The 20,923-nt window shown below is 62.5% G+C and carries 23 protein-coding genes; 12 read left to right on the top strand and 11 right to left on the bottom strand.

The features are described 5' to 3' along the window. Positions 1-104 precede the first annotated feature (104 nt). Positions 105-461, bottom strand: coding sequence for a helix-turn-helix domain-containing protein (locus ACGYLD_RS04365; RefSeq protein ID WP_394401368.1), 357 nt, complete (start codon positions 459-461; stop codon positions 105-107). A 164-nt stretch (positions 462-625) separates the two neighbouring features. Between ACGYLD_RS04365 and ACGYLD_RS04360 the strand changes: the two genes are divergently transcribed. After that, positions 626-1,534, top strand: coding sequence for a LysR family transcriptional regulator (locus tag ACGYLD_RS04360; RefSeq protein WP_271692400.1), 909 nt, complete (start codon positions 626-628; stop codon positions 1,532-1,534). 75 nt (positions 1,535-1,609) lie between these two features. Here the strand turns inward: ACGYLD_RS04360 and ACGYLD_RS04355 are convergent, their stop codons facing one another. Continuing rightward, positions 1,610-3,208 (bottom strand): phosphoenolpyruvate carboxykinase, encoded by a 1,599-nt coding sequence (locus ACGYLD_RS04355; RefSeq protein ID WP_271692399.1) that lies wholly within the window; start codon positions 3,206-3,208, stop codon positions 1,610-1,612. Between the two features lie 379 nt (positions 3,209-3,587). Here ACGYLD_RS04355 and ACGYLD_RS04350 point away from each other — a divergent pair, with 379 nt between their 5' ends. Genes ACGYLD_RS04350 through ACGYLD_RS04320 form a run of 7 tightly spaced genes read left to right on the top strand, consistent with a single transcriptional unit; the run spans position 3,588 to position 8,965 of the window. Continuing rightward, a complete protein-coding gene (locus ACGYLD_RS04350) occupies positions 3,588-4,289 on the top strand; it encodes a response regulator transcription factor (protein ID WP_067260621.1) in 702 nt (233 codons plus the stop codon). Between the two features lie 42 nt (positions 4,290-4,331). Next, the gene (locus ACGYLD_RS04345; RefSeq protein WP_271692398.1) at positions 4,332-6,020 is read left to right on the top strand and encodes a sensor histidine kinase; all 1,689 of its coding nucleotides are present in this window, start codon (positions 4,332-4,334) and stop codon (positions 6,018-6,020) included. A gap of 21 nt (positions 6,021-6,041) precedes the next feature. Further along, positions 6,042-6,470 (top strand): HPr kinase/phosphorylase, encoded by a 429-nt coding sequence (locus ACGYLD_RS04340; protein ID WP_271688325.1) that lies wholly within the window; start codon positions 6,042-6,044, stop codon positions 6,468-6,470. Next, positions 6,467-7,372, top strand: a complete 906-nt coding sequence (rapZ, locus tag ACGYLD_RS04335) for an RNase adapter RapZ (RefSeq protein ID WP_271692397.1) — start codon at positions 6,467-6,469, stop codon at positions 7,370-7,372. The genes ACGYLD_RS04340 and rapZ overlap by 4 nt, the downstream gene beginning before the upstream one ends. Then, a complete protein-coding gene (locus tag ACGYLD_RS04330) occupies positions 7,369-7,761 on the top strand; it encodes a PTS sugar transporter subunit IIA (RefSeq protein WP_271692396.1) in 393 nt (130 codons plus the stop codon). The genes rapZ and ACGYLD_RS04330 overlap by 4 nt, the downstream gene beginning before the upstream one ends. Positions 7,762-7,777: 16 nt before the next feature. After that, on the top strand, positions 7,778-8,047 hold the full coding sequence (locus tag ACGYLD_RS04325) for an HPr family phosphocarrier protein (protein ID WP_067260603.1): 270 nt from the start codon (positions 7,778-7,780) through the stop codon (positions 8,045-8,047). A gap of 33 nt (positions 8,048-8,080) precedes the next feature. After that, on the top strand, positions 8,081-8,965 hold the full coding sequence (locus ACGYLD_RS04320; RefSeq protein ID WP_271688322.1) for a lysophospholipid acyltransferase family protein: 885 nt from the start codon (positions 8,081-8,083) through the stop codon (positions 8,963-8,965). Between the two features lie 79 nt (positions 8,966-9,044). Here ACGYLD_RS04320 and ACGYLD_RS04315 read toward each other — a convergent pair whose 3' ends face one another. Next, on the bottom strand, positions 9,045-9,920 hold the full coding sequence (locus tag ACGYLD_RS04315) for a 3-hydroxybutyryl-CoA dehydrogenase (protein ID WP_168612495.1): 876 nt from the start codon (positions 9,918-9,920) through the stop codon (positions 9,045-9,047). Positions 9,921-10,076: 156 nt separating this feature from the next. On the opposite strand from ACGYLD_RS04315, the gene ACGYLD_RS04310 reads away from it, so the two are divergent. Continuing rightward, the gene (locus ACGYLD_RS04310; RefSeq protein WP_276154330.1) at positions 10,077-10,910 is read left to right on the top strand and encodes a DUF6473 family protein; all 834 of its coding nucleotides are present in this window, start codon (positions 10,077-10,079) and stop codon (positions 10,908-10,910) included. A 73-nt stretch (positions 10,911-10,983) separates the two neighbouring features. Here the strand turns inward: ACGYLD_RS04310 and ACGYLD_RS04305 are convergent, their stop codons facing one another. From ACGYLD_RS04305 to ACGYLD_RS04275, 7 genes are all read right to left on the bottom strand, one after another. Next, positions 10,984-11,910 carry an electron transfer flavoprotein subunit alpha/FixB family protein gene (locus tag ACGYLD_RS04305; RefSeq protein ID WP_067260593.1) on the bottom strand — a complete coding sequence of 309 codons (927 nt, stop codon included), beginning with the start codon at positions 11,908-11,910 and terminating at the stop codon, positions 10,984-10,986. Then, a complete protein-coding gene (locus ACGYLD_RS04300) occupies positions 11,910-12,668 on the bottom strand; it encodes an electron transfer flavoprotein subunit beta/FixA family protein (RefSeq protein WP_209216512.1) in 759 nt (252 codons plus the stop codon). The genes ACGYLD_RS04305 and ACGYLD_RS04300 overlap by 1 nt, the downstream gene beginning before the upstream one ends. A gap of 161 nt (positions 12,669-12,829) precedes the next feature. Next, the gene (locus tag ACGYLD_RS04295; protein ID WP_394401362.1) at positions 12,830-13,405 is read right to left on the bottom strand and encodes a cob(I)yrinic acid a,c-diamide adenosyltransferase; all 576 of its coding nucleotides are present in this window, start codon (positions 13,403-13,405) and stop codon (positions 12,830-12,832) included. Beyond that, a complete protein-coding gene (locus tag ACGYLD_RS04290; RefSeq protein ID WP_067260586.1) occupies positions 13,405-13,611 on the bottom strand; it encodes a twin transmembrane helix small protein in 207 nt (68 codons plus the stop codon). The genes ACGYLD_RS04295 and ACGYLD_RS04290 overlap by 1 nt, the downstream gene beginning before the upstream one ends. Positions 13,612-13,668: 57 nt before the next feature. Next, complete coding sequence (locus tag ACGYLD_RS04285) at positions 13,669-14,502, bottom strand: SDR family NAD(P)-dependent oxidoreductase (protein ID WP_394401359.1); 834 nt, start codon at positions 14,500-14,502, stop codon at positions 13,669-13,671. 57 nt (positions 14,503-14,559) lie between these two features. Further along, complete coding sequence (locus ACGYLD_RS04280; protein ID WP_394401356.1) at positions 14,560-15,252, bottom strand: SH3 domain-containing protein; 693 nt, start codon at positions 15,250-15,252, stop codon at positions 14,560-14,562. Next, the gene (locus ACGYLD_RS04275; RefSeq protein ID WP_394401353.1) at positions 15,249-15,476 is read right to left on the bottom strand and encodes a hypothetical protein; all 228 of its coding nucleotides are present in this window, start codon (positions 15,474-15,476) and stop codon (positions 15,249-15,251) included. The genes ACGYLD_RS04280 and ACGYLD_RS04275 overlap by 4 nt, the downstream gene beginning before the upstream one ends. On the opposite strand from ACGYLD_RS04275, the gene ACGYLD_RS04270 reads away from it, so the two are divergent. Continuing rightward, complete coding sequence (locus tag ACGYLD_RS04270; RefSeq protein ID WP_394401351.1) at positions 15,466-17,907, top strand: DNA topoisomerase IV subunit A; 2,442 nt, start codon at positions 15,466-15,468, stop codon at positions 17,905-17,907. The genes ACGYLD_RS04275 and ACGYLD_RS04270 overlap by 11 nt on opposite strands. 25 nt (positions 17,908-17,932) lie before the next feature. Here ACGYLD_RS04270 and ACGYLD_RS04265 read toward each other — a convergent pair whose 3' ends face one another. Next, the gene (locus tag ACGYLD_RS04265; RefSeq protein ID WP_394401348.1) at positions 17,933-19,291 is read right to left on the bottom strand and encodes a cytochrome P450; all 1,359 of its coding nucleotides are present in this window, start codon (positions 19,289-19,291) and stop codon (positions 17,933-17,935) included. A gap of 127 nt (positions 19,292-19,418) precedes the next feature. Here ACGYLD_RS04265 and ACGYLD_RS04260 point away from each other — a divergent pair, with 127 nt between their 5' ends. Then, positions 19,419-19,997, top strand: a complete 579-nt coding sequence (locus ACGYLD_RS04260; RefSeq protein ID WP_271692384.1) for a hypothetical protein — start codon at positions 19,419-19,421, stop codon at positions 19,995-19,997. A gap of 162 nt (positions 19,998-20,159) precedes the next feature. Then, the coding region (locus ACGYLD_RS04255) for an elongation factor Tu (RefSeq protein ID WP_394401345.1) at positions 20,160-20,923 on the top strand (764 nt) is incomplete at its 3' end.

The raw sequence follows: 20,923 nt of genomic DNA, 5'->3' as shown, positions 1-20,923 counted from the left end.
TTAAAGCGGGTGCGCATCAGTTTGCCGCGGGCTGTATTGGCCGCTGGTCAGTTGTTATGAGCCGTATGTTTGTTATCGGTATGTGCGTAAACGAACTTCTGCGTTCAGCCTTTCCGCGACACGGTGACGCCGGAAACATCCTCAATAAACGTTAAAATTCGGGCCTTTACGGCATCGTCCTTGATAGAGCCGATGGCGCTTACGATGTCGAGAGAAGGGTCGTTTCTGCTCTCGGGGGTGTCATCGTCAAGCCCTTCGAAGAAATAGCCGGGGGTGACATCCAGTATACGGGCCAGCTCATGCAAACGGCTGGCGGCGATCCGGTTGGAGCCGATTTCATACTTCTGGATCTGCTGAAAGGACAGTTTGAGTTCGCGTGCCACATCGGTCTGGGATTGCCGTCGCAGGGTGCGTGCCTGCTTGAGCCGGCGACCGACGTGAACGTCTACGGGGTGGGACATGGTTCAATACCTCAGGTTGAGTACAATATATTCACTACCCGCAATGTATTGAGGATCAATTGCCTAGTTCTGGCCTCTTTGCGTTAACCAATTCACCCTAGCTGTATGGATTATGTTGCGTTACCGGGTGATTCATGTACCATCTCTTGCCTATGAACCAGCATATGTCGGATATTGAGCGGGTCGCACCCGTGCCCCAAGCCTTGCAGAAGGACCCCGCTCCGGCGCTTCTGTTCGAGATGATGCGCTCTTTCGTGACGCTGGCGCATACTTTGAACCTCAGCCATGCGGTCGCCGAATTGGCCAGCACGCGGCAAACGGTACGGCGACATATCCAGCAGTTGGAAGAGGCGATGGCCGCGCCGCTGTTTACCATCGAAAATCGCCGCTATTCCCTGACCAAGGTCGGCCTGGAAGCCTTGCCCGAGGCACGCGATATTCTCGATCGGGGCAAGCTGTGGCTGGATGGCAAAACGCGCCATGCCGATGGCATGCTGCGCCTTTCGCATGAAGAGCCGAACGGTTGGTCCTTTCACCAACAACAGCAGCCTCTGTCGCTGATCTGGGACGGTGGCTCTGCCATGCTTCAGGCCGTGTTGCAGGCGTGGAGCTTGAGCCGGGGTGAGTTGGAAAGCGAAGCCTTTCGCGCCATGCGCCCCTATGTGTTGGTGTATCGCGATTCGCCCAATGGATGGATTTGTACCGAAGTGGGGGAGAAATCCTTTTACACGCAATGGTGGGGCTGGACCAACGCGCGCAGCAGCATAGGACGGCCGATCAAGCTGTTTCCGGGCGGGCCTGAGTTCGAGAATATGCTGAACTACCCCTTTCGGGAGGTCGAAGCGACCTGTGGCGTTCGCTTGGACGAGGTGGTCACCGAAATCCCGCGGGAGGAGGGGGGCGCGCCGGTGCCTTTGGCCTATAAACGTTTGCTGATGGCCGGGCGCTATCCGGATAAGAGCTTTGCCCTGATCGCGGCGGTTGATCGGTCGACCTCGGTCAATATCGTCGGCGTCGATGATAGTTTCCTGCGCGAGATGCCTTTGGATGCGAAGGTGACTTTCGCAGGCTAAGGGTTACGGAGCGTGAGATGCGAAAAGGGCCGCCCAACAGGGGCGGCCCTTTCTGTTTCATCCTTGGCGAAAGGCTCAGCTGATCGCCGCGGCTTTCACGTCGTCGTCGATATGGGGCAGGTACTGCTCGAAGTTGTCCGAGAACATCTTGACCAGTTTTGCCGCCTGACGGTCATAGGCTTCCGGGTCGTCCCAAGTGCGGCGCGGGTCGAGCAGAATGTCGGCGACGCCGTTCACCTCGACAGGGACATCGAAGCCGAAGTTCGGATCCTTACGGAACTCGGCATCCGCCAGACGGCCCTCGAGGGCGGCACTCAGCAGGGCGCGGGTCGCCTTGATCGGCATCCGCGAGCCGGTGCCGTATGCGCCGCCGGTCCAGCCGGTGTTCACCAGCCAGCAGGTGGCGCCGTGCTGGGCGATCTTTTCGCGCAAGAGGTTGCCGTAAACCTCGGGCCGGCGCGGCATGAAGGGGGCGCCGAAACAGGTGGAGAATGTGGGCTCCGGCTCGGTTACGCCACGCTCGGTGCCCGCCACCTTGGAGGTGAAGCCCGACAGGAAGTGATACATCGCCTGCGCCGGGCTCAGCCGTGCGATCGGGGGCAGCACGCCGAAGGCATCGCAGGTCAGCATGATGATGTTTTTCGGGTGGCCGCCGACGGCCTTCTCACTTGCGTTCGAGATGTAGTGCAGCGGGTAGGCGGCGCGCATGTTGGCGGTGAGCGAGTCGTCGTCGAAGTCGAGCTCGAAGGTGTCGGGATCGAAGACCATATTCTCGATCACGGTGCCGAACTTGGAGGTCGTTGCGTAGATCTCCGGCTCCGCCTCGGGGTTGAGGTTGATGGTCTTGGCATAGCAGCCGCCTTCGAAGTTGAAGGTGCCATTGTCGGACCAACCGTGCTCGTCATCGCCGATCAGCGTGCGCTCGGGATCGGCGGAGAGGGTGGTCTTGCCGGTGCCCGAGAGGCCGAAGAAAACCGCGGTATCGACCGGGTTGCCGTTGGCGTGGTTGGCCGAGCAGTGCATCGGCATGATGCCTTTTTCCGGCAGCAGGTAGTTCAGCAGGGTGAAGACCGACTTCTTGTTCTCGCCCGCGTATTCGGTGCCGCCGATGAGGATCATCTTACGGTCGAAGTTCATCGCGATCACGGTTTCGCTGCGGCAGTCATGCTTGGCCGGATCGGCTTGGAAGCTGGGGCAGTTGATGACGGTGAAATCGGCGGTGAAGTCCTTCAACGCTTCGGCATCGGGGCGGCGCAGCATGGTGCGGATGAAAAGACCATGCCAAGCCAGCTCGGTAACCATGCGCACGTTGATCGCATGTTTGGGGTCCGCCCCGCCGACGAGGTCTTGGACGAAGTAGTCCTTGCCTTGCATATGTGCGAGCATGTCTTCGTAAAGCGCGTCGAAGCCCTCGGGCGACATCTCGGCGTTGTTTTCCCACCAGATGCTCTCGGCCACGCTGTCGGTCTTGACCACGTGTTTGTCCTTGGGCGAGCGGCCCGTGAACTTGCCGGTGGTCACGAGGAAGGCCCCGCCTTTGCCAAGGCTGCCTTCGCCCCGTTTCAATGCCGCCTCGACCAGCGCAGGCTCGGTCAGGTTGTAATAGACATCGCCAAGCCCGCTGATCTTTTGATCCTCAAGGCTGAACTGCGGGTTTACCCGTCCAAATGTCATATGATGTCTCCTGTGGTAGCGCGTGAGCAGCGCAGAACGTGTCCGAGCGGGCGCAATTGCCCTGGGCGTCGGGGGCCTTGAGAGCCTCTTAACACGGGCGTTTTCTGGTTGAACAGGCAGCTTTGTCACAGTTAGCGCCATCATCTAAAACTTTGTTTCCGAGCGCTTAGAACCCGGCCCAATGCGGCGCGCGGGGCCCCGGCTTCCTCTTGGAGCGGGCCGGTCAAAGTGCGGCAATTTAGCCATTCCTAACCAAATTATGACGGAATTGGTGCATCTCAGAGGCACGATTCGCACTTAAGGATTGATTCGATCTGGAATATTGGAGATCACTGACTCCAAAAATAAGAACGAATTGAGCAGCATAAGGAAGCAGGCAATGTCAAAGATCGCATTGGTAGACGATGACAGGAACATCCTGACATCCGTTTCGATGACTCTTGAAGCTGAAGGTTTCGAAGTGGAAACCTATAACGATGGCCAAGCGGCGCTGGACGCCTTCAACAAGAAACTGCCCGATATGGCGGTGCTGGACATCAAGATGCCCCGTATGGACGGCATGGATCTGCTCCAACGTCTGCGCCAGAAAACAGCGATGCCGGTGATCTTCCTGACCTCCAAAGACGATGAGATCGACGAGGTGCTGGGTCTGCGCATGGGGGCTGACGATTACGTCAAAAAGCCCTTCAGCCAGCGCCTGTTGGTCGAGCGTATCCGCGCTCTTCTGCGCCGCCAAGACGCGGTCGAGACCAATGAGGTCGGCGATACCGAAGAGACCAAGGTGATGGAACGCGGCGATCTGCGGATGGACCCGCTGCGCCACGCGGTGAGCTGGAAGGGCAAGGATGTGTCGCTGACCGTGACCGAATTCCTGCTGCTGCAAGCCCTCGCGCAGCGCCCCGGTTTCGTGAAATCGCGCGACCAACTGATGGATGTGGCCTATGATGATCAGGTCTATGTGGATGACCGCACCATCGACAGCCACATCAAGCGCCTGCGCAAGAAGATGCGCAGCGCGGATGATGAATTCTCGGCGATCGAGACGCTTTACGGCATCGGCTATAGATATAACGAAGAGTAAACCCGTCGGTTAACGCGGGTCGAAAGGAAGCTTGTGCGGGACATGGCTGCTGGCAGGGACGGTGATGTTGTACTGGGGGACGATTGGGTCACTCCCGACAGTGCCGCGCCGGATGAAATTCGGGTCAAGCGCGAACGGCGGGGGCTGTTCTCGCTCCGCTCCTCGCCGCTGACGCGCAAGATCATTACCTTCAACCTGATCGCGCTGAGCGTTCTGGTGGCGGGGATCCTCTACCTCAATTCCTCGCGCGACAGTCTGGCGCTGCAACGCGCTGCGGCGCTGGTCTCTGAGACCGAGCTGATCGCCGATGTGATCGAAGCGCAACTGCCCGCGGGTGCGCCGGTGAACCTGACCACCGGCGATGGCGTCGATGTGGCTGCCACGCTCGACGGGCTGGACCTGCGCGGCGGTATCGAAGTCTTTGTCTATGATCCGGCGGAAACCTTGGTCGCCCGCACCGCAGGCAGCCTCACCGTGGCCGAGGCCCTCGCCGCCTCCGAGGCGGGTGAGCGGACCTTGCTGAACGACGGGTTGAATTGGCTTTGGGACCGGGTCTCGGCCCCCTTCAGCACCGATGAGCTCACCGCCACCCCGCCGCTTGAAGAGCAATTGCGCGGCATGGTTGGCACCAGCGTGATCAGTGGCACCCGGCGCGAAGGCACGCTTGCCATCGAAGGCGGCACGCTTTTCAGCGTGGTGACTCCCATCATGCAGGGCGAGACCCCCGTCGGCGTGGTCGCCGTGGCCAGCGCCGCGGGAGAGATCGACCGCCTTGTGCGCAGCGAACGCGAGCGCGTCTTGCAGATTTTCGTCATCGCGACCCTCGTCTCCATCGGCCTCAGCCTCGTTCTGGCCTCGACCATCGCCAATCCGCTGGCCGACCTCTCTGCCGCCGCCGAACTGGGCCGCGACAAGGACGCGCGCAAAATGAACCCCGGCCGCATCCGCATTCCCGATCTGACCGCGCGGCCTGATGAGATTGGCCGCCTGTCAGGCGCGCTGCGCGGCATGGTCTCGGCGCTCTACAACCGGATCGACGGCAACGAACAATTCGCCGCCGATGTGGCCCATGAGATCAAGAACCCGCTCGCTTCGCTCCGGTCTGCCGTGGGCACGCTGCGCATGGTCAAGCGCGACGACCAGCGCGAGAAACTGCTGGATGTGATCGAACATGACGTGCGCCGCCTCGACCGTTTGGTGAGCGACATTTCCAATGCCTCGCGGCTCGATTCCGAACTGGTCAAGGAAGAGGAAGAGCCCTTCGACCTGCTGCAAATGCTGGGCAATCTGGGCCAGTACCTCGGCGAAGACGCGAAATCCAAAGGCATCGATTTCATCACTGATCTCCCCGCTGCGCCGATCACCGTGCATGGGCTGGAAGCCCGTTTGGCGCAGGTCTTTGTGAACCTGATCACCAACGCGATTTCCTTTTGCGAAGACGGCGACGCGATCCGGGTCTGGGCCCGCAAACGTGCCAATCGCGTGTTGATCGTGGTCGAGGACACCGGCCCCGGCATCCCCGAGCAGGCGCTCGGCAAAATCTTTAAACGCTTCTATTCGCAGCGCCCCGAAGAGCATTTCGGCAATAACTCCGGCCTCGGCCTCGCAATCTCCAAGCAGATCGTCGAAGCCCATGGCGGCGTGATTTGGGCCGAGAACATCCGCCCGACCGAAGCCGACATTACCTCCGAACCGCTCGGCGCGCGTTTTGTCGTGGGGCTGCCCACCTGAATCCCGGGCGCGGGGCCTGATATGACCGTCGAGCGCGAAAACCTCCACGCCAGCTGCGTGGCGATCAATGGGCGCGGGGTGCTGATCCTTGGGCCGTCGGGTGCAGGCAAATCGGCGCTCGCCCTGCAACTGATCGCCCTCGGTGCCAAGCTGGTGGCCGATGATCGCACCGATATCATGCGCGAGGGGGATCAGGTGATCGCCAGCGTCCCCGAGCCGATCCGTGGCCTGATCGAGGCACGCTATGTGGGCATTCTGCGGGCCGAGGATCACGGCCCCGTGCCGCTGGCCCTCGTCGTCGATCTGGCCCGCACCGAAGACCAGCGTCTTCCCGAAGGGCACAGCCATATGCTACGGGGTGTCACGTTGCCCTGTTTTCACAAATGCGATAGCGCTCATTTTGCGGCAGCAATTCATCTGTATATGTCAGGTGTGGAAGAACCGAATTGATCAGTCAGACCTCATCAACAGACCCCGCCCCCCGGCGGTTGGTCCTTGTCACCGGCCCTTCGGGCGCCGGGCGGTCCTCCGCGCTCAACGTGCTGGAGGATGCGGGGTTTGAGGCGATCGACAACCTGCCGCTGCGGCTGCTGCCCGCGCTGCTTGACCGCCCCGGCGATGCGCAATCGGTGGCCTTGGGGATCGACGCCCGCAACCGGGACTTTTCCACCGAAGGCGTGCTGGAGCTGATGGGCCGCCTAACGGCTGAACCGGGGTGGCGCGCGGAACTGCTCTATCTCGACTGCGCGCCCGATGTGCTGCTGCAACGCTTTTCCGAAACCCGCCGCCGCCATCCGCTGGCCCCGGCTGACCGCCCAGTCGACGGGATCGCACGCGAGCAGGAACTGCTCCACCCGATCCGCGCCCGTGCCGACGTGCTGATCGATACGACAACGCTGAACGTTCACGAGCTGCGCGCCGAGGTCGAGCAATGGTTCGCCCCCGGCGGGCAACGCCAACTCACGGTCTCGGTACAAAGCTTTTCCTACAAGCGGGGCCTCCCGCGTGGCGTTGATGTGGTGCACGACTGCCGCTTTCTGAACAATCCCTATTGGGTGCCCGAATTGCGCAGCAGCGACGGGCGCGACCCTTCCGTCGCGGCCCATGTGGCGGGGGACAAACGCTACGCGGATTTCGCCGACAAGGTGCTCGACCTCAGCCTCCTGCTCCTGCCCGCCTACCGCGAAGAGGGCAAATCCCATATCTCCATCGCCTTTGGCTGCACGGGCGGGCAACACCGCTCTGTCGCCATGGCCGAAGATCACGCTTTGCGCCTTGCAGAGCAGGGCTGGCAGGTGTCAATTAGGCATCGAGAGCTGGACCGTCAGCATCGTGAAGGAAGCAAGCCGTGATCGGGATCGTCATCGTCGCACATGGGGGGCTGGCGCAAGAATATCTTGCCGCCATCGAACATGTCGTGGGATCCCAATTCGGCGTGCGCGCCATCGCCATCGAAGCCGACCATGACCGCGCAGACAAAGAACGCGAGATCTGCAGCGCCGCCGATGCGGTGGACCAAGGCGCCGGTGTGGTGGTTGTCACCGATCTTTTCGGCGGCTCCCCCTCGAACCTCAGCCTCTTGGCTTGCCGCCCGGAAAACCGCCGGATCATCTACGGCGCGAACCTGCCCATGCTGATCAAACTCGCCAAATCGCGGCATATGGATGTGCCCGATGCCGTGCGCGCCGCGCTCGAAGCTGGTAAGAAGTATATCGACAGCCAGAATGTCAGCGCAGGTTAGAAGGCCCCAAGACGTCATGCCCGAATTTTCTTTAAAGATCGTTAACGAAAAAGGCCTGCACGCGCGCGCCTCCGCCAAATTGGTCGAGGTGGTCGAGGCGTTTGATGCCCGTGCCGAAGTCAGCAAGGATGGCATGTCGGCCTCGGGCGACAGTATCATGGGGCTCTTGATGCTCGGCGCGTCGCGCGGCACCACCATCGATGTCCAAACCTCCGGCCCCGATGCCGAGGCCTTGGCCGAAGCTTTAACCGCCCTCGTGGCGGATAAGTTCGGCGAAGGGTTTTAGGCCCGCCAAGCGGGAAAAGGAACCGCCGACCCCATGGATGACGTGCAAAACATCGCGGCTGAGCCGGCCCAGACAGGCGACGGCACGGTGACCTTCACCAAATACGACCGCCGCAGCCTGTCCTATGCCTCGACCTTCGATGACCCATGGAAGGCGCGGGTGATCTCCGCGATGGAGCTTTTCACCGGCAAGCTCAAAATCCTGCGGCTAATCCGCAAGTTCGAACAACGCGGCACCCCCTCGGGCCAAGCCTTTTGGCGCGCAGCGCTCGACACGATGGGCATCGACCTCACAACCCCGCAAGAGCAGTTGGACCGCATCCCGAAAGAAGGGCCCGTCGTAGTCGTGGCAAATCACCCCCACGGTATGGTCGACGGTATGATTTTCGCCGATCTCATCGGCCGCGTGCGCCCCGATTACCGTATCCTCACCCGGTCGCTGCTCACTTCCATTGACGAGGTGGCAGGCAGCTACATGATCCCGGTGCCCTTCCCACATGACCCGGATGCGCAGCGCAAAGGCGTGGAAATGCGCGCCAAGGCCATGGCCCATCTCAAAGAAGGCGGCGTCGTGGCGCTCTTCCCCTCAGGCGTCGTCGCGGCCTCGGAAAGCTGGTGGGGCCCGGCGGTCGAAGCGGAATGGAACGTCTTCACCGCCAAGATGATCCGCCGTTCCGGTGCGCAGGTGGTGCCGATGCGCTTCCCGGGCCAGAACAGCCGCGCCTATCAGATTGCCAACAGGCTCAGCCCGATGCTGCGCCAAGGGCTCTTGCTGCATGAGATCGCCCACGCCTGCGACAAACCCCAAGGCCCCATCGTCGGCCACCCGCTCGCCCGCCAAGAGATTGACCGCTGGGCCGACGACCCGCGCGGTTTCATGGCTTGGCTGCGCGCCCATACTCTGGCGCTCACCAACTAAACTTCATCCTTTTAAAAATACCCTCGGGGGAATCGCGCCTCTGGCGCGATGGGGGCAGGGCCCCCAACACCCTCGCAACTCAGCGCGTCGGAACGGGCTTTTCGCCCCGGTAATCATAGAACCCACGCTGCGTCTTGCGGCCCAACCACCCGGCTTCGACATATTTGGTCAGCAGCGGGCAGGGGCGATATTTCGTATCCGCCAACCCGTCATGCAGAACGTTCATAATGGCAAGGCAGGTGTCGAGACCAATAAAGTCCGCAAGCTCCAGCGGCCCCATCGGATGGTTCGCCCCCAGCTTCATCGAACTGTCGATCGACTCGACGTTGCCGACCCCTTCGTAGAGCGTATAGACCGCCTCGTTGATCATCGGCATCAGGATGCGGTTCACGATAAAGGCTGGGAAATCCTCCGCCGAGGCGGCGGTCTTGCCCAAACGGTCCACCACGGCTTTGCAAGCGTCATAGGTCTCGCTGTCCGTGGCGATGCCGCGGATCAATTCGACCAGCTGCATCACCGGCACAGGGTTCATGAAGTGAAAGCCCATGAATTTCTCGGGCCGGTCGGTGCGGCTGGCAAGGCGGGTGATCGAGATCGAGGAAGTGTTCGAGGTCAGGATCGTCGTCGGCTTCAGATGCGGGATCAGGTCTTCAAAGATCGCCTGTTTCACCGTTTCGCGCTCGGTCGCGGCTTCGATCACCAGATCGCTTTGGCCCAGATCGCTTAGCGTCTGCGTCGTGGTGATGCGCGCCATGGCGGCGTCCCGGTCGGCGGCGGTGATCTTTTCGCGGCTGACTTGGCGGTCCATATTGCCGGTCACGGTTTTCATCGCTTTGGCCAGCGCATCGGCGCTGACATCGTTCAGCAGCACGTCGTAGCCCGCCAGCGCCATGACATGGGCGATCCCATTGCCCATTTGCCCCGCTCCCACGATACCGATTGTCTGGATGTCCATGGCCTGTCCTTTGCTTGAGTTCGGCGCACAATAGGGCGCGTGGCGGGGGTGCCGCAAGGGCAGCTGTTTACGAAATCTCACGACAAATTCGCCCATTAACAGAATCGCAGCCCCTGTTGTGCAATCTGGCTTTGGGTGAACAAAAAGGTGGGTTCGATGACCTATGATGCAGTGGGGCCAGCGCCTCTGGACTATTTGCCATGCCGCTACGGCACGTCAAAGCTGATGTTTCGCGGCCCGCGCCGCAGGTTGGAGGCGCCCTATATCGCCTTTCTCGGCGGGACGGAGACCTATGGCAAATTCATTGAAGAGCCGTTTCCCGCGCGGGTCGAGGCCGAGATCGGCAAGACCTGTGTGAACTTCGGCTTTCCCAACGCGGGGATCGACGCTTTTGCCCACGACCCTTTCGTCGCGCAGGCCGCCTCGCAGGCAGATGTGACGGTGGTTCAGGTCATGGGGGCGCAGAACATGACCAACCGTTTCTATTCCGTGCACCGGCGTCGGAACGACCGTTTCGTCGGGGCCTCCGCGCTGTTGCAGACGATCTACCGCGAAGTCGATTTCTCGCAGTTCCACTTCAACCGGCACATGCTGACGCACCTCATGCAGGTCTCGCCCGAACGGTTCGAAGCGGTGCGCGCGGAGCTTCAGCAGGCGTGGATGGCGCGCATGCGTTTGATGTTGGGGCAGATACAGGGGCGCACGCTCCTGCTTTGGCTGGCTGACCGCCCGCCGGTCGCCACAGCAGCGCAGCCGGTGAGAGAGTTGGGCCATGATCCGCTTTTCGTGACACGCGAAATGTTGGACGCGGTGGCCCAACACGCCACGGCCAAGATCGAGGTCGTCTCTCCCAAAGACCCCTCAGGGGCGCCGACCGCTGGCATGGTGGTCAGTGAATTCGAGGCGCAGGCCGCGTCGGAAATGCTGGGCCCGATGGCTCATGCCTCTGCCGCCGCCGCTTTGACCGATGCGCTGCAAAGCATGTCCTGACGCTCCCGGTAGGGGCATGCACGAAAAAGGCCCGCCGAGAACGGCGGGCCTTTGGTGTTTCAGGTGAAAAGCCTTACAGCTTTTCGATCAGTTCCGGCACCGCGTCGAAGAGGTCTGCCACGAGACCGTAGTCGGCAACTTGGAAGATCGGCGATTCTTCGTCTTTGTTGATCGCGACGATGATCTTGGAGTCTTTCATCCCGGCAAGGTGCTGGATCGCACCCGAGATGCCAACCGCGACATAGAGGTCGGGGGCGACCACTTTGCCGGTCTGACCCACCTGCCAGTCGTTCGGGGCATAGCCCGAATCGACCGCCGCGCGGGAGGCGCCAACGGCCGCGCCCAGTTTGTCGGCAAGTTTCTCGATCAGGGCAAAGTCCTCTTCGGAGCCGACACCGCGACCACCGGAAACCACCACGCCCGCGCTTGTCAGCTCGGGGCGGTCCGATTCGGCGACCTTGTCTTCGACCCATGTGGACAGGCCGGGGTTCTCGGCTGCCGAAATGGTCTCGACCGAGGCGGACCCGCCGTCACCGGCGGCATCGAAGGTCGATGTGCGGAAGGTGATGACTTTCTTAGCGTCGTTGGACTTCACGGTCTGCACCGCGTTGCCCGCGTAGATCGGGCGCTCAAAGGTGTCGGCATCGACAACACCGGAGGCATCCGAGATGACCATGACATCAAGCAGGGCCGCAACGCGGGGCATGATGTTTTTGGCGTCCGTAGTGGCGGGCGCGACGATGTGGTCGTAGTCACCGGCAAGGCTGACGATCAGCGCCGCGGTGGCTTCGGCCAGACGGTGGCCCAGCATCTCGTCTTCGGCGACCAGCACCTTGGAGACGCCATCGATCTTGGCCGCCGCTTCGCCAGCCGCCGCAGCAGAGCTGCCCGCCGCCAGAATGGTCACGTCGCCCAGTTGCTTGGCCGCGGTCACCGCCTTGGCGGTTGCGTCCATCGACAGTTCGCCGTCGGAAATCTCTGCAATCAGAAGAACAGCCATTACACAGCCCCCGCTTCTTTGAGTTTCGCCACAAGCTCGTCGACCGAGCCGACCTTGATGCCAGCGGCGCGTTCCGCGGGCTCTTCGGTCTTCACGATCTCCAAGCGGTTGGAGACGTCGACGCCGTAGTCCTCGGCGGTCTTCTCATCCAGCGGCTTTTTCTTGGCTTTCATGATGTTGGGCAACGAGGCGTAGCGCGGCTCGTTGAGGCGCAGGTCTACGGTGACCACGGTCGGCATGGTGACTTCGATGGTCTGCAGGCCGCCGTCGACTTCGCGGGTCACTTTCGCCTTGTCGCCTTCGATGGCGATGTCGGAAGCGAAGGTGGCCTGCGACCAGCCCATCAGCGCCGAGAGCATCTGCCCGGTGGCGTTCATGTCGTTGTCGATCGCCTGCTTGCCGCAGAGCACGAGGCTCGGCTGCTCTTCGTCGACGACGGCTTTGAGGATCTTGGCCACGGCCAGCGGTTCGATGTCCTTGTGCACATCGTCCGAGGCCACCACGAGGATCGCGCGGTCGGCACCCATGGCGAGGGCGGTGCGCAGCGTTTCCTGCGCTTGCTTCACACCGATGGAGACGGCGACGACCTCTTCAGCCTGGCCGGCTTCTTTCAGACGAATCGCCTGTTCGACGGCGATTTCGTCGAAAGGGTTCATCGACATTTTCACATTGGCAAGATCAACACCCGATCCGTCCGCTTTGACACGAACTTTCACGTTATAGTCGATCACGCGTTTGACAGGCACCAGTACCTTCATGAGCGGTCTCTCTCCTCAGTTTGCGACGCGGGCTGGTGGCCCGGTCTCCCTAATTCTCCAGACGGGTGTAACGAAGCGGATCGGATCAAAACAGGCCAAAATCGGCAGGTTGGCAGTTTTGAACGCGGCGTTTTCCCGGTTTTTCGTCTGTTAGCGCTATTTTACGCCCGGTTCGCCCCCGGCACCCAAAGCACGTCTTCCTTGCCCGCGTTATTGGCCATCCGTGCGGCGACGAAGAACCAATCGCTCAGCCGGTTCAGATAGGTCACGCAGGCGGGGTTCACCGCCGTTTGCTCAGCCAGCAGCACCGCCAGCCGCTCGGCGCGGCGCGCCACGGTGCGGCAGACATGCAGATGCGCGGCCAGCGCGCGCCCGCCGGGCAGGATGAAGCTGCGCAGCGGCTCCAACTCGGAATTCATCACGTCGATCTCACGCTCCAGCCGGTCGACCTGTTCTTGAGTGACCCGCAGGGGCGGGTATTCCGCATCCTTATCGGCTTCCATATCGGGGCGGCAGAGGTCGGCGCCGAGATCGAAAAGGTCGTTCTGAATGCGCGCCAACGCTTCGTCGGTGGCGCCCGTGGCTTCAAGCCGTGCAACGCCGACAAAGCAGTTCAACTCATCCGAGGTGCCATAGGCCTCGACCCGCGCGTCATGTTTGGCGACACGGTCGCCATTGCCAAGGGCGGTGGTGCCCTTGTCCCCGGTGCGGGTGTAAATCTTGTTCAGTACAACCATTAGATCGTGCCCCCTCGGAAATAGACATAGGCAAGGATCAGCAGCACGGCGATGAACTGCGCGATGATCCGCCAGCGCATCAGCTTATTGGCGTTGCGTTTGTTGAATTTGCCCCCGGTGGCAAAGCCGCCCAGCCCCATCAGGAGCACAACGGCGACCGCCACGACAGAGATCAGGACGATCACGAAAAACGGATCATTTGGCATGGGCTGTCCTTTCGTTGGCCTGAGATGTAGCGGCACCGTGCAGCCGCGCAACCAAAATCAGCGGCTGGTGACCCAGTCCAACGCCCGCGTCGGCAGGATACGCCGTAAAATACCGCCGATATGCGTTGGGGTTGTGACGAAATAGCGCGGGCGGGCCCGGGGGGATTCGACGGCGTGGACCAGCTTCTCGACCACCGCCTCGGGCGGGAGTTCGAAGCGGTCCTTCTTGCCGCTGTCGTCATAAAGCCGGGGGCGCATTGTGCTTTCATACTCCGCCGCGCGGGGGCTGCTTTGCCAGTCGATCCAACGCTCGAAACGCGGGATGGCCTTGGTCCGCAGTTTCGAGGTGACAGGGCCGGGTTCGATCAGGATCACCGCGACCCCGGTGCCGCGCATCTCAAGCCGTAGGGTATCGGTCAGCCCTTCAAGGGCGAATTTCGTGGAGTTATACGCCCCGCGCCACGGCATCGCCACCATGCCAAGCACCGAGGAACATTGCACGATCCGCCCGTGCCCCTGCTTGCGCATCACCGGGATCACCGCGCGGGTCAGGCTGTGCCAGCCAAAGAAATTCGCCTCGAATATCTCGCGCAGGGCATCGGTGGGGAGGTCTTCGACCAACCCGGGCGTGGCGTGGGCACCGTTGTTGAACAGCGCGTCGAGCGTGCCGCCGGTTTGGTCCAGTACATTGGCAAGCGCCGCTTGGATGCTGGCCTCATCGGCGTAATCGAGGCGGGGCGCGTCGAATCCTTCGGCTTGCAACCGGTCGCAATCCGCTTGTTGGCGGCAGGCAGCGAAAACGCGCCAGCCACGGGCGCGCATACCGTGGGCGGCTGCATAGCCGATGCCGCTGGAACAGCCGGTGATGAGGATGGAGCGGGTCGCAGACATGCAAAGGGCCCTTCGTGTGAAAGGCCCTTCATCGCGCGATGCTATGGGATTGGCAAGTTAGCCGTTGCTGAGCAGGAAGTCGGCCATCCAGCCGGATTCGCTGCCGTCGACGCTGCGGAAACGCACCCAGCCTGCGCCGTTGTCTTCGATCACTTCGACAGCGTCGCCTTTGCCGAGCTTGCCGACCACGCCGAAGTTGGTGCCCGGACCGCCGCGGACATTCACGCGGGTGCCGTTGACTTCGCGAATGTCGGCCTGCGTCGTGCTGACAAAGGTCGCGCCATTGTCAGCGCCTTCAATCAAGCTCGGGATGACAGCGGGCGCATTGGCGCTTGTCGTCGTGTAAGCGGCCTTTTCCACTTTGGGGGCAGGGGTGCTGACGGCCTTGGCCTTCACCACTTTCGCCCCGGCACGGTCCGCAGGGGTGGCCGCGGCCTTTTGCACCATCCCGTCATTGGCCTGCGGCAGGTCGCTCAGCGTCGTGAGGTTCAGCGCCACGCGGGTTGCCGTGGCATCACGCGCAGGGGTCCGTTCGGCGAAGGGGGTGATCGGGCTTTCCGCCTTGCGGGCCGCGTTCGCGGCGGTGGCAGTGACAAGGTTGGAAGAGGGGTTGGCGCTGGCGATCAGGGCTGCCTCAGCCGCTTCGGCGCTGGCCGTTTGCGAGCCTGCGGGCACGAAGTCGGCCCCGCCGCTCATTTCGTAGAATGCCCAGCCCATGAAACCAAATGTCAAAAAGATGAACCGTTTCATTTTTGCTGTTCCTCGTCCCGTGTCAAACCATGTTGTTGTTGAGAGACCAACGCGAAACTTCGCGAATGGTTCATTTCCGATTGGCAAGAATTCGCATAGCCAAAAAGTATTGCTTTTTTCTCACTTGAAACCGTGCAGGCGGCCATTTTGCCGAGTCGTTTGCCGGTAATCTGTCGCTTGCCCGCTCTGGCGTGCTTGGCTAAAAGACCCGTCATGTCAGACACAAGCACACCCCCAGAACTCGACCCGAATGACCTGTCCGAGCCGCTGCGCCGCGCCTTGGGGGATCGTTACCTGACCTATGCGCTGAGCACGATCATGCACCGGGCGCTGCCCGATGCGCGCGATGGGCTGAAGCCGGTGCACCGCCGCATCCTCTACGCCATGCGCGAGTTGCGGCTGTCGTCCACCGGGGGCTTCCGCAAATCGGCGAAGATTTCGGGCGACGTGATGGGTAACTACCACCCGCATGGCGATGCCGCGATCTACGACGCGATGGCGCGTCTGGCGCAGGATTTCAACGTGCGCTACCCGCTGGTCGACGGGCAGGGCAACTTCGGCAACATCGACGGCGACAACCCGGCGGCCTCGCGCTACACCGAGGCGCGGATGACCGCCGTGGCCGAGGCGATGCTGGAAGGGCTGAACGAGAATGCCGTCGATTTCCGCGAGAACTACGATGGCACGCTGACCGAGCCTGCGGTGCTGCCCGCGCAGTTCCCGAACCTTTTGGCCAATGGCTCCTCGGGCATCGCCGTAGGCATGGCCACGAACATCCCGCCGCATAACATCGCCGAGCTTTGCGACGCCTGTATCCACTTGATCAAGACGCCGGACGCGCGCGACGACACGCTCTTGAACTACGTTCCCGGCCCCGATTTCCCCACCGGCGGCATCATCGTCGAGCCGCCCGAAAACATCGCCAATGCCTATCGCACAGGTCGCGGCTCCTTCCGGCTGCGCTGCCGTTGGGAGGTCGAGGATCTGGGCCGTGGCGCGTGGCAGATCGTCGTCACCGAGATTCCCTATCAGGTCCAGAAGTCCAAGCTGATCGAGAAGATCGCCGAGCTGATCCAGACCAAGAAGATCCCGATTCTCGCCGACATCCGCGACGAATCCGCCGAAGACATCCGCATGATCATCGAGCCGCGCTCGAAGAACGTCGATCCGAATGTGCTCATGGGGATGCTGTTCCGCAACTCCGATCTGGAGGTGCGATTCTCGCTCAACATGAACGTGCTGATCGACGGGCAGACGCCCAAGGTCTGTTCGCTCAAGGAAGTGCTGCGCGCTTTCCTCGACCACCGGCGCGAGGTGCTGCAGCGCCGTTCGCGGCACCGGATGGACAAGATCGACCACCGGCTTGAGGTGTTGCAGGGCCTGATCACGGCGTTTCTGAACCTCGACCGGGTGATCGAGATCATCCGCTACGACGAAGACCCCAAGGCCGCGTTGATGTACGAGGACTGGAGCCGTGCGCATCAGGACACGCTCAGCCGCGCCATGGACGAGGCCGCTTATGTCTCGCCGCTCGCGGGGGTCGATGTCTCGAAACTGGCGGTCATCGCCGATGCCGAGGCGCAGGCCACCGGCGTGCTGGCCGAGAGCGGCGACACCCGCGCGATCCCGCACAGCTACGCAGGCCGCGAGAACGGTCTGTCGGACGTGCAGGCCGAGGCGATTCTCAACATGCGCCTGCGGTCCTTGCGGCGTCTGGAAGAAGACGCGCTGGTCGCCGAGCGTGACGCGCTGATGACCGAGCGTGCGGGGCTCGAAGACCTGTTGGAAAGCGAGGACCTGCAATGGTCCACCATCGCCGACCAGTTGCGCGCGACGAAAAAGCAGTTCGGCAAGGATTGGGTGATCGACGGCGTGAAGCGCGGCCAGCGTCTGACCGAGTTCGACACCGCCGGAGAGGTCGAAGACGTGCCGATCGAGGCGATGATCGACCGCGAGCCGATCACCGTGGTCTGCAGCCAGATGGGCTGGATCCGCGCCATGACCGGCCATATCGACCTGAACCGCGAGTTGAAGTTTAAGGACGGCGACGGCCCGTGCTTTATCTTCCATGCCGAGACGACGGACCGGCTGCTGGTCTTCGGCTCGAACGGGCGGTTCTACACCGTCTCCGCCGCCAATCTGCCCGGCGGGCGCGGCATGGGCGAGCCGCTGCGCTTGATGGTCGACCTGCCCAACGAGGTGCAGATCGTCTCGCTCTTCATCCATCAGCCGGGGCGCAAGCTTTTGGTGGCTTCCACGGCGGGCGACGGTTTTGTCGTGCCCGAGGATGACGTTGTGGCCCAGACCCGCAGCGGCAAACAGGTGCTCAACGTGCGCGGCGAGGGGGTCACGGCGCTGGTCTGTCACCCCGTCTCGGGCGATAGCGTCGCCACGGTGGGCGAGAACCGCAAGGTGCTGGTCTTCGGCCTCGACGAGCTGCCCGAGATGGGCCGGGGCAAGGGCGTGCGACTGCAGAAGTTCAAGGACGGCGGCCTATCGGACGCCATCACCTTCACGCGCGAGGCGGGTCTCACTTGGCAGGACCCGGCGGGCCGCACGCGGACCGAGGCCGATCTGGCCGAGTGGACCGGCAAGCGCGCAAGTTCGGGCCGCATGGCCCCCCGCGGCTTCCCGCGCGACAACAAGTTCACGTGAAACACCCGCGCCCCTCGGGGCGCGGTCAGTCCAGCGGCTCGGCGGTCATCCAGACGCCGCCCTCGGGGCGCAGGGTCAGGATCATCACCGGCTCCGGGTCGCGGCCCGGCACCGGGGTGAATTTGAACCGCCCCAGCAGGGTGGCGAGGATGATCACCGCCTCCTGCAGCGCAAAGCTCGCCCCGATGCAGATGCGCGGCCCGTCCCCGAAGGGCAGATAGGCGTAGCGGTCGATCGCCTTGCGGTCAGCGAAACGCTCAGGCTGGAAGGCATCCGGGTCCTCCCAGAGCAATTCGTTGCGGCCAAGCGCGTAGATCGGGATCATCACCGTGTCCCCGGGCCGGATCTCGCGGTCGCAGAGCGTGTCGTGCTTCTGCGCTGTGCGTGAGATGATCCCGGCGGCGGGGTAGAGGCGCAGCGCCTCGTCGATGATCATCCGCACCAGCGGCAATTTATCTACGTCCTCGCCGGTGCAGGCACGGCCCTGAAGCACGGCGCGCACCTCGCCCCGGGCGCGTTCTTGCATCTCGGGGTCGAAGCCCATCAGGTACATCGACCACGCCAGCGTCAGCGCCGTGGTTTCATGGCCCGCGACGATGAAGGTCAGCAGGTTGTCGCGCAGCTCGCTAGTGTTCATCTGGCGCTTGGTCTTGGGGTCCTCGCCCCCCAGCAGCAGATCCAGCAGGTCGGGCGTGCCGTCATGGCCGCGCGCGACTCGCGCCTCGATCGCCTGATCGGCCATGGCCTTCATCTGCTTCAGCGCCTGACCGGACATCATCCGCCCCGGGCGCGGCAGCCAGTCGGGCAGGCCGAGGATGTCGAACAGGCTGATCTTGCCGGCCTCGGCGATATAGTCGTCGATGGCGCCATGCACCTTGTCGCGGTCGAAGGTGCCGTCGCCCGAAAAAGTAACGTCGCCGATCACCTCGAAGGTCGTCGTCACCATCTCGTCGAGCATGTTGACCGCGCGTGGCCCGGCGGCGGCGATGCGCTCGGCTGAGCGGTCAGCGGCGGCGCTCATCACCGGGGCGAGGTTGCGCACGTTGCGTTGTGAGAAAACGGGTGCAGCCGCCCGACGCTGCCAGCGCCAATGCGCGCCCTCTGCGATGAAGAGCGACTCGCCGATGGCGGGGCGCAACAGGTTCTTGGTGACGTCGGACTTGGGGTAGTCCTCCAGCCGGTCCAAGAGGATCTGCCGGATCGCGCCGGGGTCCATCACCATATGCCAACGCTTGCCGGTCTTGCCCGAGACCATGGGCTGGGTGGTGGCGATCTTGGGAATGATGCTGAGCACATTGTGACGCGCCATCTGCAGGCTGCCGAGCATGCCGACAGGCTCGGTAACGAGCGGCACGCGAACGGGCAGGGGGCGGGCTTGGGTCATCTTGCTGTCCTCACTTTGAGTCTAAGATAGACCGGCCCGGGGACTGCGCAACTGCGGCAAATGATTGCGCCCCTTGGGCCCATCGGCTACCCCTTTTCGAAACCTTAACACCCCTGAGGGATTGCCCATGCTGAGAGTTCTTGCCCTGTTGACCTTCGTCGCGACGCTGGCCGCCTGCAACGGGGCATCCGACCTCGACAAGGCGCCGACCCCGCTGGGGGATTTCAACCTGCACCACAATATCGTGGTGGCCCCCAAGGCGCAGAAGGGGCCGCTCAGCCGCGAGGTGAGCAAGGACGAACTGGCCGAGGCCGTGCGCGCCGCCACCGCCGAGCGCTTTGACCGCTACGAGGGCGAGCGGCTTTATCACTTCGGCATCAGCGTCGAGGGCTACGTCCTGGCCCAGCCGGGCATTCCGCTGGTCTTTGCGCCCAAATCGATCCTGATCCTCAACCTGACGGTCTGGGACGACGCCAAGAACAAGAAGCTGAACCCCGAGCCGCATCAGATCACCGTCTTCGAATCCCTCGATCAGGGGCCGGTGGTGGGCTCGGGCTATACCAAATCCGCCGAGGAGCAGCTGAAGAACCTCAGCCAGAACGCGGCCAAGGCGATTGAGACCTATCTGGTTAAGAAAAACCGCGAAGAAGGTTGGTTCAACGGCGGCACAGCGCTGTCCCCCGCCGGGGAGCCGGAGGATAAATAGCCCATAGCCGGGGCGCGCCCGACCGATGCGGCAGGCCCACGGTGGGCTTTAAGTGGCGCCAAGACGCAAGTCTCGCTTGATTTTACCGCTCGAACCCAATACATCGCCCGCCAGATAGGGTTCGGGTCCCCGTTGGGGCCCCTCAATTAAAAGGGCGCCACCATGGCAAAGGCAAAGTTTGAACGCACCAAACCGCACGTCAACATCGGCACGATCGGCCACGTTGACCACGGTAAAACCACGCTGACCGCGGCGATCACCAAGTACTTCGGTGACTTCCAAGCGTATGACCAGATCGACGGCGCGCCCGAAGAGAAGGCCCGCGGCATCACCATCTCGACCGCGCACGTTGAGTATGAGACCGAGAACCGTCACTACGCCCACGTCGACTGCCCCGGCCACGCTGACTATGTGAAAAACATGATCACCGGTGCGGCGCAGATGGACGGCGCGATCCTGGTTGTGAACGCGGCCGACGGCCCGATGCCCCAGACCCGCGAGCACATCCTGCTTGGCCGTCAGGTTGGCATCCCCGCCATGGTCGTCTTCATGAACAAAGTTGACCAGGTCGACGACGAAGAGCTGCTCGAGCTCGTCGAGATGGAAATCCGCGAACTGCTGTCCTCCTACGACTACCCCGGCGACGATATCCCCGTTGTTGCAGGTTCCGCTCTGGCGGCGATGGAAGGCAACAAGCCCGAGATCGGCGAAGAGTCGATCAAGAAGCTGATGGCCGAAGTTGACGCCTACATCCCGACACCTGAGCGTGCCGTGGACCAGCCCTTCCTGATGCCCGTCGAAGACGTCTTCTCGATCTCCGGCCGTGGTACCGTTGTGACTGGCCGTGTTGAGCGTGGCGTGATCAACGTTGGCGACGAAATCGAAATCGTCGGCATACGCGACACCAAGAAAACCACCTGCACCGG

This window comes from Sulfitobacter sp. 1A12056 (assembly GCF_043558125.1).
In the GTDB taxonomy this organism is placed as follows: domain Bacteria; phylum Pseudomonadota; class Alphaproteobacteria; order Rhodobacterales; family Rhodobacteraceae; genus Sulfitobacter; species Sulfitobacter faviae.
The sequence above is the reverse complement of the archived record's forward strand: the minus strand, read 5'-3'. Positions and strand labels throughout refer to the sequence as shown.